General features: G+C 72.3%; 15 protein-coding genes and 1 pseudogene. 1 reads left to right on the plus strand and 15 read right to left on the minus strand.

Annotated elements, in window-relative coordinates:
- Window positions 1–11: 11 nt before the first annotated feature.
- The 12 genes from OG943_RS35550 to OG943_RS35605 all read right to left on the minus strand — a co-directional run bounded on the left by OG943_RS35550 (window position 12) and on the right by OG943_RS35605 (window position 9848).
- Window positions 12–1034, minus strand: a complete 1023-nt coding sequence (locus tag OG943_RS35550) for a glycoside hydrolase family 76 protein (RefSeq protein ID WP_328605301.1) — start codon at window positions 1032–1034, stop codon at window positions 12–14.
- 66 nt (window positions 1035–1100) lie between these two features.
- The gene (locus OG943_RS35555; protein WP_328605302.1) at window positions 1101–1760 is read right to left on the minus strand and encodes a TrmH family RNA methyltransferase; all 660 of its coding nucleotides are present in this window, start codon (window positions 1758–1760) and stop codon (window positions 1101–1103) included.
- Window positions 1761–1776: 16 nt separating this feature from the next.
- A complete protein-coding gene (locus OG943_RS35560) occupies window positions 1777–2163 on the minus strand; it encodes a DUF2784 domain-containing protein (protein WP_328612231.1) in 387 nt (128 codons plus the stop codon).
- A 279-nt stretch (window positions 2164–2442) separates the two neighbouring features.
- Window positions 2443–2949, minus strand: coding sequence for an Asp23/Gls24 family envelope stress response protein (locus tag OG943_RS35565; protein ID WP_328605303.1), 507 nt, complete (start codon window positions 2947–2949; stop codon window positions 2443–2445).
- 115 nt (window positions 2950–3064) lie between these two features.
- Entirely contained in the window at window positions 3065–3367 is a 303-nt protein-coding gene (locus OG943_RS35570; protein ID WP_328605304.1) for a hypothetical protein, read from the minus strand.
- A complete protein-coding gene (locus OG943_RS35575; RefSeq protein WP_328605305.1) occupies window positions 3364–3777 on the minus strand; it encodes an Asp23/Gls24 family envelope stress response protein in 414 nt (137 codons plus the stop codon). Before OG943_RS35575 ends, OG943_RS35570 begins: the two co-directional genes overlap by 4 nt.
- Window positions 3774–4346: an Asp23/Gls24 family envelope stress response protein gene (locus OG943_RS35580; protein WP_328605306.1), complete on the minus strand. Its 573-nt coding sequence runs from the start codon at window positions 4344–4346 to the stop codon at window positions 3774–3776. Before OG943_RS35580 ends, OG943_RS35575 begins: the two co-directional genes overlap by 4 nt.
- On the minus strand, window positions 4337–4903 hold the full coding sequence (locus tag OG943_RS35585; protein ID WP_328605307.1) for an RNA polymerase sigma factor: 567 nt from the start codon (window positions 4901–4903) through the stop codon (window positions 4337–4339). The genes OG943_RS35580 and OG943_RS35585 overlap by 10 nt, the downstream gene beginning before the upstream one ends.
- A gap of 201 nt (window positions 4904–5104) precedes the next feature.
- Window positions 5105–5668 carry an orotate phosphoribosyltransferase gene (gene pyrE, locus OG943_RS35590; RefSeq protein WP_328605308.1) on the minus strand — a complete coding sequence of 188 codons (564 nt, stop codon included), beginning with the start codon at window positions 5666–5668 and terminating at the stop codon, window positions 5105–5107.
- Window positions 5669–5705: 37 nt separating this feature from the next.
- Window positions 5706–8234, minus strand: coding sequence for an ABC transporter permease (locus tag OG943_RS35595; protein ID WP_328612232.1), 2529 nt, complete (start codon window positions 8232–8234; stop codon window positions 5706–5708).
- A complete protein-coding gene (locus OG943_RS35600; protein WP_328605309.1) occupies window positions 8234–9004 on the minus strand; it encodes an ABC transporter ATP-binding protein in 771 nt (256 codons plus the stop codon). Before OG943_RS35600 ends, OG943_RS35595 begins: the two co-directional genes overlap by 1 nt.
- Before the next feature lie 76 nt (window positions 9005–9080).
- Window positions 9081–9848 carry an SDR family NAD(P)-dependent oxidoreductase gene (locus tag OG943_RS35605; RefSeq protein WP_328605310.1) on the minus strand — a complete coding sequence of 256 codons (768 nt, stop codon included), beginning with the start codon at window positions 9846–9848 and terminating at the stop codon, window positions 9081–9083.
- 69 nt (window positions 9849–9917) lie between these two features.
- On the opposite strand from OG943_RS35605, the gene OG943_RS35610 reads away from it, so the two are divergent.
- The gene (locus OG943_RS35610) at window positions 9918–10940 is read left to right on the plus strand and encodes a hypothetical protein (RefSeq protein WP_328605311.1); all 1023 of its coding nucleotides are present in this window, start codon (window positions 9918–9920) and stop codon (window positions 10938–10940) included.
- 401 nt (window positions 10941–11341) lie between these two features.
- On the opposite strand, the pseudogene OG943_RS35615 reads toward OG943_RS35610, so the two are convergent.
- From OG943_RS35615 to OG943_RS35625, 3 genes and pseudogenes are all read right to left on the minus strand, one after another.
- A pseudogene (locus OG943_RS35615) lies at window positions 11342–11984 on the minus strand (hypothetical protein); the annotation flags it as partial.
- 200 nt (window positions 11985–12184) lie between these two features.
- Entirely contained in the window at window positions 12185–14788 is a 2604-nt protein-coding gene (gene clpB / locus OG943_RS35620; RefSeq protein ID WP_328605312.1) for an ATP-dependent chaperone ClpB, read from the minus strand.
- 93 nt (window positions 14789–14881) lie between these two features.
- The gene (locus OG943_RS35625; RefSeq protein WP_328605313.1) at window positions 14882–16069 is read right to left on the minus strand and encodes an MFS transporter; all 1188 of its coding nucleotides are present in this window, start codon (window positions 16067–16069) and stop codon (window positions 14882–14884) included.
- Window positions 16070–16086 lie beyond the last annotated feature (17 nt).

The following is a 16086-nucleotide window of genomic DNA, read 5'->3' on the forward strand; positions in this document are numbered from 1 at the left end:
TCACAAGCAGTTCAGGCCAGGGTGGCGGCGGCTTCCAGGAGCATCCACGCTCCAGTTTGGACAGACAGGTCCCGCTCGGGCGCGTCCGCGGCCAGCGGGTGCGAGGGAGCCGGCCTCGACCATTCCGCGCTGAACAGCGGGCCGTCCGGGGCATCGGTGGCGCCGGACCAGCAGGCCTCGGCCGAGGTCAGCACCAGCGTGCGGGCGGTGGCCGCCTCCGGCTCGGGCAGCTGGGGCACCGCGAGCGCCAGGTAACGCGCCAGGATGGCGGCGAACAGGCCGCCGTCCCCGCCGTTCTGCCCGCGCAGGACGCCGCCGGGCGCCAAGTGCTCGGCGACGGCGCGGACGGTGCGCGCCGCGTCCTCCGGTTCGGACTGCTCCAGGCAAGCGCCCAGGTAGACGCCCTGGCAGTAGGTGAAGATGTGCTTGATCAGCTCGCCGGTGTCGGCCCTGACGCCGTCCCAGACCAGCCCGCTGGACGGGTCGACCAGGATGTCGCTGAGCCAGTCCGTCATCTCGCGGGCCCTGGCGACGTCGCCCTGGCGGGCGTGGAAGATGGCGGCCGGGCCGTTCGCGGGCGCGTTCTTGAACCGGTCCCCGCGCCGCCACCAGATGCCGCCGCCGGCGTCGGCCGTCCAGCCTTCGTGGAGCTGGGCGTCGATCGCGGTCAGCGCTTCGTCCACATCAGACAAACCCAGTGCGCGAACCCGTTGCAGGGCAAGGCCGAGCCACGCGATGTCGTCGTAGTACTCGTTGGTCCAGCGGCCGAAGTTACGCGCGCGCACGGACGTGACGAACCGGCCGATCAGCTCACCGCGCTCGGTCGACGGCGTGCGCAGCTGGGCGTCGACGAGGCTGTCCAGCAGGTGCGCCTGCCACCAGTAGTTCCAGTGCCAGTGCAGCCGCTGCCCGAAGCTCGGCGGCCACCCGCTGCGGCCCAGCACGGTCCCCGGCCGGCCCCAGACCCGGCGCAGGTGCCGGGCGCACACGGCCCGCTCGGCAGTGGCGGCGCAGTCGGCCCACTCGACGGTCATTCCGCGATTCTGCCCTGTTCACCGGGCCCGCGCACTCCCCCACCCGGTCGAGTGTCCTCTATGGACTCACCAGGACTGGGACAGGTCCGCGTGCTGGCGCACCCACGCATGCATCACGATGCCCGCCGCGACACCCGCGTTGATGGAGCGGGTGGTGCCGAACTGGGCGATCGACACCACCAGCGCGGCGGCCGACTGGGCCTCCGCCGAGAGCCCGGGGCCCTCCTGGCCGAAGAGCAGCAGGCAGTTGCGCGGCAGCTCGGCCGTCTCGACCGGCTGGGAGCCCGGGGTGTTGTCCACGGCCACCAGCGCGATCCCCGACTCCGCGCAGAACGCCAGCAGCCCGCTCACGTCCGCGTGGTGGCGGAGGTGCTGGTAGCGGTCCGTGACCATCGCGCCGCGGCGGTTCCAGCGGCGGCGGCCGACGATGTGCACCTCCGCGGCGGCGAAGGCGTTCGCGGTCCGGACCACGGTGCCGATGTTGTGGTCGTGCTGGAAGTTCTCGATCGCCACGTGGAACGGGTGCCGCCGGGAGTCCACATCGGACACGATGGCCTCACGGCGCCAGTAGCGGTAGGCGTCGACGACGTTGCGGCGGTCGCCGTTCGCCAGCAGCTCGGGATCGTAGCGCGGATCGTCCGGCCAGGGGCCCGGCCACGGTCCGACACCGACCTCTTCGCGGCCCACCCACTCGGTGGGGCCGATTTCCTGCGATTCCGTCGTCATCAACGACGATTCTCGCTCAGCCCAGGCGGACGCGGTGCGCCGCGGTGTCCTCGTGGCGGTGACGCCAGCGGTGGTAGGCACCGACGTATGAGAAGACCAGCAGGCCCAGGGCCACGACGATCACCACCGGCAGCAGCGAACGCGGGATCACCGTGTCGTAGAGGTAGTACGCGTTGAAGCCGCCCGGCAGGTCGCCGAGGCCCTCCTGCTGGCGGAAGAAGTTCTCCGCCGCGGTGAGCGGGCAGGGCACCGGCGTCACGTTGACCAGCACGCCCCAGATCGCGAAGAACACGTGCACGAAGACGACCTTGGGCCAGCGCCAGGCGAGGAAACCGCCCAGCCCGATGAACAACAGGGCCAGGATGTGCACCGCGACCGTCAGGTCAGCGAGGAAATGAGCCACCGATTCGTTCACCGCCGCCCCCCTTCCCGAACCCCCTACCTGCGACGATACTCCGCCGAAGTCGTGTGGGAGCAGGAAAAACGGCCGCTCGCTGTGATGTTCAACCCACAGGAGCAACCTGTTCACCCGGGCGGTAACGGAGTCGTAACTCCGGGTGGGACCTCCTCCAGCCGGGTCCGGGTTGTTCCGCCCCAATGTGGCGTTGGTTGCGTTGGACGCACCGAACGCCACATTGGGTGCGTTGAGCGCACCGAACGCCACATTGGGGCGCGTTCCGCGCTACCGGACGCGATCCCCGCCGGAAGAAGGCTCGTCGTCGGTGCTCGGGATGTACACGTCGCCGACGTTGATGTTCACCTCGACGACCTCCAGCCCGGTCATCCGCTCGATCGAGCCGACGACGTTGCGCCGCACGGAGCGCGCCAGGTCGGCGATGGGCACGCCGTACTCGACGACGATCTCCAGGTCCACCGCGGCCTGCTTGGCGCCGACCTCGACGCTCACGCCCTGGCCGGCACTCGCGGACGCGCCCGGGATGCGGTCGCGCAGCGCGCCGAACGCCCGCGCGGCACCGCCGCCGAGTGCGTGCACGCCGGACACCTCACGCGTCGCGAGGCCGGCGATCTTCTGCACCACGGTGTCGGCGATCGTGGTGGTGCCCTGCTCGGTGACGAGCGGGCTGGTGTCCGTCCTGGTGGCCACCTCGGCCGGCTTCGCCACCGGCTTTTCGGCGGCGCTGCCGGCGGGCTTCTGGGCCGGCTTCACGGTCTTCTCGACGGTCGTCATCAGGTTCCTCCCTCGATTGCCTTAGTCACACAACGGTTTCTTGCCCCGTCAGCCCTAACGACACACCTGTCCGACGATCGTCACGACCCGATCGTGTGACGCGGGCCGCAGGATTTCAGAAGGCCGCGCCGTCGATGTCGGTGACGACCAGCCGCAGCTTCGCCGAGTCCCATCCGGTGCCGTCCAGCGCCGCGCGCACCGCCGCCGAGGCCGCTTCCAGCAGCGGCGGGAGCGGCAGCCGGGTCGCGATCAGGCGGATCTGCACCGTTTCCGGGCCGAGGTCGACGGCCGCGCCGGACCAGTCGCCGGGCACCCATGAGTGGTCCGGCGCGATGGGCGTCGCCGGCCGCAGGCCGTCCACCTTTTCCAGCGCGGCGACGATGCGGTCCGTCGTCTCGCGGGCGGTCGTGGTCGTCACCGGCCCTCCGGCTCGACGGGAGAAACGGGCCCGACCGGCAAAGCGGGCGGAGCGGGCTCGATGTCCAGCACGGACACCACGACCTCGTCCACGGCCAGCCCGGTCTGCTCGGCGACCACCCGCGTCACCGCGCGCTGCACCGCGCGGCCGACGGCGGCGGCCTGGTCCACGCCGGAGGTCACGAGGTCGACCTGCACGGTCAGCCGCCCGTCCGCAGTGCGCACGCGGACGCCGTCAGCCGGCGCCGGGTCGAGCCCCTTCCAACGCTGGCGGGCCGCCCGCGTCCACGCCGTCACGAGCCCCACCAGGCCCGGTTCGAGCCGCACCACACCCGACGTGGCGAGCGCGGCGCGCGCGGCGACACTCGCCACCACCGGGTCGGCGATCACGTACTCGGCCTCGACTGTCATTCCCCGTCCTCGTACACGTCTTCCACCAGCAGGTCCAGCTTCGCGAGCGAGAGTCCCACCCGTGCCGCGGCCGCGGCCACGACGCGCTCGCGCACCCTGGCCAACGTCTCGCCGCCGTCCGCGTTCCCCAGCCGCACGACCAGGGTGAGCTCGACCTCGACGACGCTCGCGCCGTCCGCGTCGACGCCCTCGGTCCGCACCCGGCACCGCCGGGCCCGCACGCCGCCGACCGAGTCCGCGGCGTACCGCAGGATCACGGCGACGGCCTGTTCGCTCACCTCGACCCCGCCGGGCTCCGGCGTCGGCAGGCTCAGCATCTGCCCGCGCCGCACCTCCGCGCGGACCGCCGACATGATGCGCCCCACCAGGTCCGGCGGGGCCGGATCGGGTTCTTCGACCAGCTCCTGCGTCGCCTCGCGCAGAGCCAGGAGGCTCTCCCGCGCGGTGCGGCAATGGGGGCAGGTCAATTCGTGCTCGTCCGCGTGCCCGGACCCGACCTCGTCGAGCCGGTCCCAGACCGTGTCCAGGTCCCGGCCGCACGGGAGTTCGTAACTCTGGTTCACCGCCACGGCTTCATCACCTCCGCCAGCTGCGCGCGGGCCCGCGCGATGCGGCCACGCACCGCTGTCCCGTTGGCACCGACGACCTCGCCGATCTCGTCGTAGGAGCGACCGTGGACCTCGCGCAGCAGCCAGCACGCTCGTTGTTGCGGGGTGAGCTGCTGCAGTGCCTCGTTCAACGCGGCCAGCTGGCCGCTGACCTGCGCCGCGTGCTCCGGCTGGGTGTCCGTCCGCGGGGACTCGGCCAGGTCGAGGTCGACGTCGGCCAGTGGGCGGCGGGCCCGGATCACGTTGAGGCAGCGGTTCGTCGTGCTCCGGTAGAGCCAGCCGACGAACGCGTTGTCGTCGCTGAGCTGCGCCAGCTTGCGCCACGCGCCGAGGAACACCTCCTGCACGACGTCCTCGGCGTCGCCGCGATGGTTGAGCATCTTCACGGCGAGCCGGAACATCGGTCCCTGGTAGCGCAGCACCAGCTGTTCGTAGGCCCGGACGTCGCCGTCGCGAGCGCGGCCCACGAGGGTCACGTCGTCGAGCGGCGTTCCGGGCTCCGCGCTGGCTGTGGTCACGGCACCTCCTGCAAGGAGGACACCGCGGGGCGGGCGAACGTCACGCACGCATTGTCGGTGATGGTGGTCACGACGGCGAATCCGTGACCGCCCGTGTTCAAGAAGTGAGCGGTGCCCTGAAGGCCACCATGAGGGCACATACGTCCCTGAAGGTGGCCTTCAGGGCACAAGGTCGGCAGTGAGGAGACTGCCGCCGTCCGCTCAGTTCAGGCCGAGGTCGTCCTTGCCGAGGATGTAGCGGTACTCGAGGCCTTCCTTCTCGATGGCCTCGCGGGCGCCGGTGTCCCGGTCGACCACGGTCGCGACGCCGGCCACGATCGCCCCGGCCTCGCGCAGCGCCTCGACGGCGGCGAGGACGCTACCGCCGGTGGTGGAGGTGTCCTCGACGGCCAGCACGCGCTGGCCGCGGACCTCCACGCCCTCGATCCGGCGCTGCATGCCGTGCTCCTTGACCGCCTTGCGCACCACGAACGCGTCGAGCACCATGCCGTCCGCCGCGGCGGAGTGCAGCATCGCCAGCGCGACCGGGTCGGCGCCGAGGGTCAGGCCGCCGGCGGCGACGTAGTCCCAGTCATGGGTGAGCTGCCGCAGGAGCTTGCCGATCAACGGCGCGGCCGCGTGCTGCAGGGTCGCGCGGCGGAGGTCGATGTAGTAATCGGCTTCCTTGCCGGAGGAGAGAGTCACCTTGCCGTGCACCACGGCCAGTTCGGTGACCAGCCTGGCCAATTCGAGTTTCGCGGTCTGATCCAACCCGGGGTACGCCACGGCCCAGAGTCTTACACACGACGCGGCGGACGGCGGGTCACTCCCCGACGGCGGCCGCGTCGATGGGGCGTGCCCGCGTGGCGGCCCAGGCCGGCACCAGTGAGGCGAACAGCGCGAGCACCACGGCGATCCCGACCACGGACAGGTAGATCGCGGCCGGGCCGGTCGGCAGCACGGAGTCACTGGCCACCAGGCAGAACGGCACGATCGCGCCCGCCGAGACGACGGTGCCGAGCAGCACCCCGATCGTCGCGACCAGCCCGCCCTCGACGCCGGCCATCCGCAGCACCTGGGTGCGGGTGAAGCCGCCGAGGCGCTGCAGGCCGAACTCGCGCCGCCGCCGCGCGGTGGCCATCACGAGCGTGTTCACCACCGAGATCACCGTGTACGCGATGATCATCCCGATCATCAGGTAGTTCACCCACGCGCCGACCTGGTCACCCTTCGCGTGCGCGGCGACGAGCGAATCGCGGTCGCCCACGGACACGCCGGTCCCGGCGGTCGCGGCCTTCAGGTTCGTGGTGAGCGTGGCCGCGTCGACCCCAGGGACGGCGCGCACGAGCAGCTGCGGCGGCAGGCCGGCGGTCGTGTGCGCGGCGAGCAGCCCGGCCGGGAAGACCAGGCTCTCGAACCCGGTGCGCTGGCTGACGAGCGCGACGACGCGGACGCCCGCCCGGCTCCCGTCACCGAGCCGCAGCGTGATCCGGTCGCCGACGGTCCGGTGCAGAACCGCGGCGACCGTGTCCGGCAGCGCGACGGTCTCGCCGGTGAGCGCGTCGAGGCTGCCCGCGGTGACCTTGACCGACAGCGTCTGCGCGGCCGCGCCGCCGGTGACGCCGATCGCGGCACTGCCGTCCTTGTCCTGGCTTTCGTCGAACGGCTCGGTGACGAATACCGTGCTGGTCACGTACTCCGAAACCCCGCCGACGCCCGGCGTCTGCTGGATCCGGCGCGTCAGCTCGGACGTGACGCCGGCGGGTGCGGCGACCACGGCGTCCGCGCGCAGGTCCTCGGTGAAAGCCTGCTGGGACACGGCCTGCTGGGTGGTCTGCAGGTAGATGTTCGCCGTCGCGATGCCGACGGCCAGCATGATCGGTGTGACGGCGCCCGACACCCGCAGCGCGCCGGCCCGGGTGTTGATCAGCGCGGTCCGCCCGACCACCCCGCCGAACGCCCGCATCGGCAGGTGCAGCAGCGCGGCCACCAGCTTCGTGACGCCGGGGCAGATCGCCGCGACGCCGATCGCCCAAAGCATCACCGCGGGCCCGGCGGTGCTCGCCGCGATCGGGCCGGTCATGACGGCCAGCGTGACGATGCCGAGGGCCGTCCCGCCGCCGAAGGACAGCACGGCCATGATCAACCGCACCGGCGTCAACCAGCCGCGCGGCACGGCCGACTCGGCCAGCGCCTCCGTCGGGCGGACCCGACCGGCCCGCCGGCCCGCGACGAACGCCGCGATCAGCACGGCCACGAGCGTCGCCCCCGCGGCGACCACCTTCGGGAGCCAGCCCAGGTGGAACTCGACGACCTCGGCGACCGCCCCGGCGCCGGTCAGCCGGTCGAACAGCCACCGGCCGAGCAGCGGGCCGAGGCCCGCGGCGGCCGCGGCGGCGAGCACGCCGACCACCAGCGCCTCGCCCAGCACCATCCGGCGCAGCTGGCGCGGCGTGGTGCCGATGGCGCGTAACAGAGCCAGTTCTCGTTGCCGCTGCTGGGTGGAGAGCAACAGGGTGCTCGCCACCACGAAGACTGCGACCATTGTGGACAGTCCACCGGTGACGGCGGAGAGCACGACCAGGTTCTCGCCGCCCGACGCGGCCTCCGGGAACTCGGCGTGGCCACGGTCGTCGCCGGTGAGCACCACCGCGTCGCCGATCCCGGTGATCCGGCCCGCGACGGTCGCCGCGTCCTGGTCGGTGAAGACGCCGAAGTCGTCCACCTGGCCGGGATGTCCGGAGAGGCGCTCGGCGTCGGCGGCCGCGAAGAAGACCGCGGGCTGAGTGGTGGTGTGCGGGGCGGCGGCGATCCCGGCGACGCGGTAATCGGCCGTGGCGCCGTGGGCCGCGAAGGCGAACGAACTACCCGGTGTCAGGCGCTTTTCCCGCGCCAGCACGGCATCAACGACAACCTCACCCGCGGCGGGCGCGTGCCCGGCGGTGAGGGCGTACGGCGTCAGCACGGCGGAATCCCAGGCGTGGCCCAGCGCGCTCGCGCCCGGCAGCACCACGGGGAAGTTCAGCTCACCGACCACAGTGGACACACCGGGCGTGGCGCGAAGCCGGTCCGCGATGGTGGCGTCGAGGCGGGCGCGCTCGGGTAACGTCGCGCTCCTCGTCTTGACTTTGCCGTCCTCAGCCGGATTTTTCTTGTACATCTGGATTTCCTGCGGGCCGCTGACGACAATCGGCGCGGCCGCGAGCCGCTGTGGCGGCGCGTCGGCGAGGATGCCCGTCTCCATCAGACCGCCGCACGCCGAGATCATCAGCGCGCCGAAAAACGCGGCCACGAACGTGGCGACGAAACCACCCTTGCGCAGGCGGAGGGTGCGCAGTGCGAGACGGAACATCATGCCCCGCCCACGGCGACGCGACGCTGCGCGGCCCACGCGCCCAGGTGCGTCATCCGCTCGGCGACCGCCTCGGCGCTCGGGCGCTGCAGCTCGTCGGCCACCTGGCCGTCGGCGAGGAAAACGACGCGGTCGGCGTAGGAGGCGGCGACCGGGTCGTGCGTCACCATCACCACGGTCAGGCCGCCGCTGACGGACTGGCGCAGCAGGCCCAGCACGTCGGCCGCGGTGCGGGTGTCGAGCGCGCCAGTCGGCTCGTCGGCGAAGAGCACGGCGGGGCGCGTCACCAGCGCCCGCGCGATGGCGACGCGCTGCTGCTGGCCGCCGGAGAGCTGTCCGGGCAGGTGCTTGCGGCGGTCGGCGAGCCCGACGTGCGTGAGCATGTCCGCCATCAGCCGCTTGTCCACTCGCTTGCGCGCGAGCTGCAGCGGCAGCACCACGTTCTGCTCGACGGTGAGCGCGGGCAGGAGGTTGAACGCCTGGAAGACGAAGCCGACACGGTCGCGTCGCAGCTTGGTCAGGTCGGTTTCCGACAGTTTCGCCAGGTCCTGGCCGTCGAGCCAGACCGAGCCGGACGTCGGCCGGTCGAGGCCCGCGGCGCAGTGCAGGAAGGTGCTCTTGCCGGACCCGGAAGGGCCCATCACGGCCGTGAAGCCGCCGCTGGGGAACGCCAGGCTCACCCCGCCCAGCGCCGCGACCGCCTCCGCGCCCCGCCCGTACTCCTTGCGGACCGCGTCGAGCCGGACCGCCTCGTTCCACCCAGTCGTCATGGGGAAAACGCTAGGCAGAACGGCGGGCGCGCACCCTGGTGCCAGCTCGCCGGGACGGGGTGGGGACAGCCCTACCTCACGTGCGGCCGCGGTTGCCGAAGCTGCCGCTGATCCGGCGCAGCACCCCGCGCGGCAGCAGCCCGCCGACGGCGACCACCGCCTTGTACTGCAGGCTCGGCACGGAGATGACCTTGCCGCGGCGCAGGTCCGCCAGCGCCTCGTCCACCACCTGCTCGACCCCGAGCCAGAACGCCTTCGGCCCCTCCTTCTCCAGCCCCGCGCGCTCGTGGAACTCGGTCGTAGTGAAGCCGGGGCAGAGCGCCATCATCCGCAGGCCCGGCGGCAGTGACGTCGCGATGCCCTCGGTGAACGACGTGACCCAGTTCTTGCTGGCGGTGTAGGTGGAGCCGCGGCCCGAGAAAAACCCGGCGACGCTGGAGAGGTTGATGATGTCGCCCCGGCCGCGCTCGACCATGCCGGGCAGCACGGCGCGGGTGAGCCGGAGCACGGCGGTGACGTTCACGTCGAGCTGGCGCTGCAGGGCGTCGGGCGGGATCTCCCAGAACTGGCCGCTCAGGCCGAAGCCGGCGTTGTTCACGAGCAGGTCGACCGGCCGGGCGGCGAGCAGCTCCTCGACCGCGGTGCGTCCGTCCACTTCGGACAAATCGGCGGACAGGGCCTCGGCCGCGACACCGTGGCGTTCGGCCAGCTCCGCCGCGAACGCGGTCAGGCGCGCTTCATCACGGGCGACGAGCACCAGGTCGTACTTCTCGGCGGCGAGCCGGCGCGCGAACTGCGCGCCGATTCCGGCGGTGGCCCCGGTGATCACGGCGGTGGTGGTCATGGGGGTGAACCTACCCCGCGCGGCGGCACGAATTGTGCATTTGTGCTGGCCCGGACGTATCGTCCGGCCATGGGCAAGCACACCCAGCGGAAGCCCGGCTACCTGCCCAAGGTAGCTGCCAGTGCGGCACCACTCGCACTGCTGCTCGCCGCCCCCGTCACCGCGCTCGCCGAACCGACCCAGCCGATCGAGGGTTTGCCGCTGGGCCACCAGGAAAGCGCGACTTTCGACCACGACCTGCACACCACCACCGACACCGCGCACGGCTCACTCGGCCTGACGCGCCACGATGCTCTGCCAGTCGGCGCGGGCGGCTTTTCCGCGCTGTCGGACTTCCGACACGCGCTCGCCGACACGCAGGATCTGACCGGCGGCGGTTCACTCACAGCGGTGAAGTCGTCGAACGGCACGGCGGCGCTCTCGCGGAGCCAGCGCCACGACGTCCGGCTCGGCTCGCCGGTCCGCCTGATGACCGGGAACGAGCAGCACGTCACGCGTTCCCTCTCGGGCGCGCTCGACCCCGTCGGCGCGCGCGGCGCGGACACCCGCCTGGCCGGCGTCGGCGGATCGGCGGAGAACGGCGTCTGGCTGCCCTACGGCGTCGACGCGCTCAGCCAGGACTCGGGACAGGTCGACGTCGGGCGCGCGCTGTCCTTCGACGCAGGCCACTTCACCGGCGACCTCCGCGGCGGCGCGGGTGTGCACCGCTCGGCGGCGCAGGCCGTGGACGCCGGGCCGCTGGGCTCGGTGGTGGTGAATTCGGAGCAGCACGGGCTGGGCCAGTTCACCGGCCGCCTCGACCACGCCCTGCCCGGCAACTTCGGCACGACCCACATCGCGGCCGGCAACTTCGGCCCGGTCTCGGGCCTCGTCTCAGCCACCCAGTCCGCCGACAGCGGCTCGGCCGCGAGCTCGTTCCGCGGCGACCTGTCCGTCGACCAGGTCGCCTCCACCCACGGCGCCCTCACGACGTCCACGGCCGACGGCCGGCTGGCGTTTTCCCCGTCCATCGCCGGGACGGCACTGGGCCAACCGCCGGTCGCCGAAGGGTGGACTGTTTCGGCGCCACCGTTGGCGATCACGCCTCAGTAAGCGTCAGGCCTCGTCGTCGGGTTGCCGGGGAGCAGGCTCGCCCGGGTTCGGCGCGGGGAACGGCTGGGGGCCGACCGAGCCGGAGGTGCTGGGGCCGCTTGACGGGGCCGCCGCGCGAGTGTCCATCTGAGTCGTCGCGCGGGTGTCCACCGGGGTGGTCGCGCGGGTGTCGAAGGGCGACGGGGCGCGGGTGCCCGCTGGGGACTGGGCGTCGGTGGTGGAAGGCGCCCGGGTGCCCGAAGGCGGCCGGACGTCGGTGGCCTGCGCCGCGCGGGGTTCGGGCGGGAGCGGGGTGCCCGCAGGCGGAGTCCAGTGCCGTCCGGAGCCGCCAGCCGTCGCGCCCGGGTCGTAAGCACCGCCGGTCGTCGCGGCCGGGTCGTAGGGGGTGCCGCCCATCGGCTCGTAGTCCTCGTCGAACGGGTCGACGATGTCGGCGATCTCGCCGAGGTCGCGGAGCAGGCGCTCGAGACGGGACGGGCCCGCGTTGGGCGTGACGCTCGCCAGCACCCACTCGTTCTCCAGCCACGCCACGCCGACGTCGCCGCCCAGCTGGTCGGCCGCGTCGACGAGCTCCTGGGTGATGACCTGGCGCGCGCCCTCCGCGTCGTCCGCGAAGGCGTAGCGCTGGCCGATCGGGCCGAGCATCTCCGGCATGTTCTCGCGCTGGAACGGCACGCTGGACAGCCACATCTCCACCGGCACGCGGTGCGTCTTGTTGCAGCGCACAGCCACGACGACCGCGGGCACCTGGCCCTCGGACTCGATGTCGAAGATGAACACCGGCCGCCTGCCGTCGGAGGTGAAGGTGGAGCCCGCGACGACGTTCACCGCCGCGTCGGCCCCGAAGTAGCCGATCGCGCCGCCCGACCACTGCTGCGGCAGCCGCTCGTCCTCTTCCACGAACTGCCAGCCGCGCAACTGGGCCCAGCGCATCCGCTCACGGTTGCGCGAGCCCTCCTTGGCCCGGTCGGCAGCGAGCAGCCCGAGCCCCGCCACCAGCGCGACGGCGGCGATGACGAACCAGATCCACGCCGAGATACCCACGTCGGCCAGGGTATCGCTCCCAGCCCGTCTCACCCCGGCGCCCGCACCGTGTCGGCGCGCCCCTTTCGAGGATTACCACGGTGAATTCATCGACAAATCGCTTAATTACCCGGGCGGGCGGCTGCGCTGGGCCGAACGCCGTCAAGGCCTCCTTACCCGCGTCGGACGCGGGTAAGGAGGCCTTGACGGACCTTGACCGATCAGCCGGCGTCGACGCGCTCGACGGCGAGCGTGCCGCCCGTCTCGAGCTCCGGGAGGTCGACCCGCACGGTGTCGCCGTCGCGGATCTCACCCGCCAGCAGCTTGCGCGCCAGCTGGTCGCCGATCGCCGACTGCACCAGCCGCCGCAGCGGCCGGGCGCCGTAGATCGGGTCGAACCCGTTGATCGCCAGCCATTCGCGGGCTCCGGCGGTGACCTCGAGGTGCAGCCGCCGCTGGGCCAGCCGCGCCGCGAGCCGGGCCACCTGGATGTCCACAATGGACGTCAGCTGCTCGGTGCCGAGCGCGTGGAACACCACGATGTCGTCCAGCCGGTTCAGGAACTCCGGCTTGAAGTGCCGCTGCACGGTCTCCATCACGGCGTCGCTGCGCTGACGCTCGTCCAGGCCCGGGTCGGCGATCGCCTGCGAGCCGAGGTTCGAGGTCAGGATCAGGATGGTGTTGCGGAAGTCCACCGTCCGGCCCTGGCCGTCGGTCAGCCTGCCGTCGTCGAGCACCTGCAGGAGCACGTCGAACACGTCCGGGTGCGCCTTCTCGACCTCGTCGAGCAGCACCACCGTGTAAGGGCGGCGCCGCACGGCCTCGGTCAGCTGGCCGCCCTGGTCGTAGCCGACATACCCCGGCGGGGCGCCGACCAGGCGGGCCACCGAGTGCTTCTCGGAGTACTCGCTCATGTCGATGCGCTGCATCGCGCGCTCGTCGTCGAACAGGAACTCCGCCAGCGCCTTGGCCAGCTCGGTCTTGCCGACGCCGGTCGGGCCGAGGAACAGGAACGAGCCGGTCGGGCGGTCCGGGTCGGCGACGCCGGCCCGGGTGCGGCGGACGGCGTCCGCCACCACCTGCACGGCCTTCTCCTGCCCGATCACGCGGTGGGTGAGCTCGTCCTCCATCCGGAGCAGCTTGCCCGTCTCGCCTTCGAGCAGGCGACCGGCCGGGATGCCGGTCCACGCGCTGACCACGTCGGCGACGTCGTCGGCACTGACCTCTTCCTTCAGCATCACGTTCTGCGCGCTCGCCTCGCTGGCCTCGGTCGCGGCCTCGAACTCCTTCTCCAGCGCGGGGATCCGGCCGTAGCGGAGTTCGGCGGCCTTGCCGAGGTCACCGTCGCGCTCGGCGCGTTCCGACTCGCCGCGCAGCTGCTCCAGCTGCTCCTTCAGCTCGCGGACGCGCTCGATGGAGCCCTTCTCGTTCTGCCAGCGCGCCGTCAGCGCCGTCAGCGTCTCGCGCTTCTCGGCCAGCTCGGCCCGCAGCGCGCTCAGCCGCTCCTTCGAGGGGGCATCGTCCTCCTTGGACAGTGCCATCTCCTCGATCTCCATCCGGCGCACGGCTCGCTCGACCTCGTCGATCTCCACCGGCCGCGAGTCGATCTCCATGCGCAGCTTGGACGCGGCCTCGTCGACCAGGTCGATCGCCTTGTCCGGCAGGAAGCGCGCGGTGATGTAGCGGTCGGACAGCGTCGCGGCGGCCACCAGCGCGGCGTCCGTGATCCGGACACCGTGGTGCACCTCGTAACGCTCCTTGAGCCCGCGCAGGATCGCGATGGTGTCCTCCGGCGACGGCTCGCCGACCAGCACCTGCTGGAAGCGCCGCTCCAGCGCGGCGTCCTTCTCGATGTGCTGGCGGTACTCGTCGAGCGTGGTCGCGCCGACCATGCGCAGCTCACCGCGGGCGAGCATGGGCTTGATCATGTTGCCCGCGTCCATCGCGCCCTCACCGGTCGCGCCGGCGCCGACGATGGTGTGCAGCTCGTCGATGAACGTGACGACCTGGCCCGCGGAGTCGGTGATCTCCTTGAGCACGGCCTTCAGCCGCTCCTCGAACTCACCGCGGAACTTCGCGCCGGCCACCATCGACCCGAGGTCCAGCGCCACCACGCGCTTGCCGCGCAGCGACTCCGGCACGTCACCCGCGACGATCCGCTGGGCGAGCCCCTCGACGATCGCCGTCTTGCCGACGCCCGGCTCGCCGATCAGCACCGGGTTGTTCTTGGTACGACGGGAAAGCACCTGCACCACGCGGCGGATCTCGGTGTCCCGGCCGATCACCGGGTCCAGCTCGCCGGCGCGGGCGCGCTCGGTCAGGTCGACGCCGTACTTCTCCAGCGCCTTGAACGTGCTCTCCGGGTCCGCGCTCGTGATCCGCGCGGAGCCGCGCACCTTGGCGAACGCCTCGCGCAGCGCGTCCGGCGTCGCGCCGTGGCGCTTGAGCAGGTCGGCGACCTGGCCGCCGTCGGTGGCGAGGCCGACGAGCAGGTGCTCGGTCGACACGTACTCGTCACCCAGCTCGGTGGCGAGCTTCTGCGCCTGCGTCAGCGACTTGACCGCGGGCCCGTCGAACTGCGGGCTCGACACCGTCGCGCCGGTCGCGGACGGCAGCGCGTGGATGATCGGGTCGAGCTCCTTGTGCACCACCTCCGGGTCGGCCCCGACCGCGGTGAGCAGCGGCGCGGTGAGCCCCTCACCCTGCGCCAGCAGGGCGCCCAGCAGATGGGCGGCCGAAACGTGCGGGTTGCCGGCCATCGTGGCCGCCTGTGCCGCCGACGAGATCGCCTGCTGAGTCTTCGTGGTCGGGTTGAAAGCGTCCATCCCTCACCTCATGCGTTTGTGGAAAGTCCAGGTGACAGCCCTGACCAAGGCCTGTCTACAGCTACAACGTCAGAAAACTTGAGTCTGTTCCGCTCAACTCTGAATCGGGGTGACGGCTTCCGCGGGCAACCTCGGTCCCAGCCTGCCGAGCCCGGCCGCGGCCAGGCAAGCGCAGGCCCCGACCAGCACCCAGGGTAACCAGCTGGACACGGAGAACAAGGCGACCACCGCCGGGGCCAGCACCTGCGCGACGGTGAACGCGTACTGGAACGCCGCGAGGTAGCGCCCCTTCGCCTCCGGCGGCGCCGCGGCCTCGGCGAGCGCGCCGGAGCGCGGGCCGAAGACCAGGTCGCCCGCCGCGTAGACCAGCGTGGCCGCCAGCAGGTAGGGCGGCTGCCACGCGGGCGGGACCAGCAGCACGCCGAGACTGGCCAGGCACCACGCGGCGAACAGGGCGGAGCCGCCCCGCATGGCGTCGATGCGGTTGAGCCGCCGGGTGAGCCGCAGCGCGAGGGTGCCGCCGAACGTGGTGACCACGGTGAGCACGACCAGGATCGTGCCGGGCAGCCAGGTCGGCCCGTGCAGCAGGTCGAGCACGAACACGGGGGTCCCGACCAGGAAGAAGTCCAGGGAGAGGCCGAACATCCCGCTGAACAGGATGAGCGCGAGGTACGGCCGGTTGCGCAGGACGCCGGCGTGCACCGGCGCCCGCCGGGGCGGCCGGGCCGCGGGCCGGACGACCAGCGCGACCACCGCGGCGGCGACCAGGAAGGTGCCGATGTCCACGGCGAGCGCCACGCTGTAGCCCGCGTCGCCGTACCAGGTCAGGAAAACCGACGAGGTGAGCCCGCCGAGCCCGAACCCGCCGGCCCGCGCCATGCCGACCTCCGCGAACGGCCGGTCCTTCGGCACGTCACCCGCGACGTCCGCGATGAGGGCGAACAGCGAGCTGTAGAACAACTGTTGCCCGGCGCCCAGCAGCACCGCCGCGGCGACCACCTCGGCGACGCCGTCCGCCAGCACGTACGCGCCCGCCCCGGCCGCCTGCAGCAGCTGCGCGCAGACCACGACCACCCGCGGCCCGGTCCGGTCCACCAGCCGTCCGGCCAGCGGCGGCACCAGCAGCCCGGCCGTCGTCCCGAGCGTCACGGCGGTCCCCGCGAGCGCGAGCGGCACGCCCACCACCCGCGTGACGTAGACGAGGGCGAGCGGCAGGAAGAGGCCCGAGCCGAAGTTGTCGATCCCCAGCGCACACAGCAGTGCCACCCGGCTCCGCGTCACATGATCGACGCTACCTC

It is taken from the genome of Amycolatopsis sp. NBC_00345 (assembly GCF_036116635.1).
Classification (GTDB): domain Bacteria; phylum Actinomycetota; class Actinomycetes; order Mycobacteriales; family Pseudonocardiaceae; genus Amycolatopsis.

Coding starts and splice junctions, on each gene's coding strand:
- OG943_RS35595 (WP_328612232.1), bottom strand. CDS start 8,234: ATGTTCCGTCTCGCACTGCGCACCCTCCGCCTGCGCAAGGGTGGTTTC.
- OG943_RS35555 (WP_328605302.1), bottom strand. CDS start 1,760: ATGACGACGGAATCGCAGGAAATCGGCCCCACCGAGTGGGTGGGCCGC.
- OG943_RS35605 (WP_328605310.1), bottom strand. CDS start 9,848: ATGACCACCACCGCCGTGATCACCGGGGCCACCGCCGGAATCGGCGCG.
- OG943_RS35600 (WP_328605309.1), bottom strand. CDS start 9,004: ATGACGACTGGGTGGAACGAGGCGGTCCGGCTCGACGCGGTCCGCAAG.
- clpB (WP_328605312.1), bottom strand. CDS start 14,788: ATGGACGCTTTCAACCCGACCACGAAGACTCAGCAGGCGATCTCGTCG.
- OG943_RS35565 (WP_328605303.1), bottom strand. CDS start 2,949: ATGACGACCGTCGAGAAGACCGTGAAGCCGGCCCAGAAGCCCGCCGGC.
- OG943_RS35575 (WP_328605305.1), bottom strand. CDS start 3,777: ATGACAGTCGAGGCCGAGTACGTGATCGCCGACCCGGTGGTGGCGAGT.
- OG943_RS35550 (WP_328605301.1), bottom strand. CDS start 1,034: ATGACCGTCGAGTGGGCCGACTGCGCCGCCACTGCCGAGCGGGCCGTG.
- OG943_RS35610 (WP_328605311.1), top strand. CDS start 9,918: ATGGGCAAGCACACCCAGCGGAAGCCCGGCTACCTGCCCAAGGTAGCT.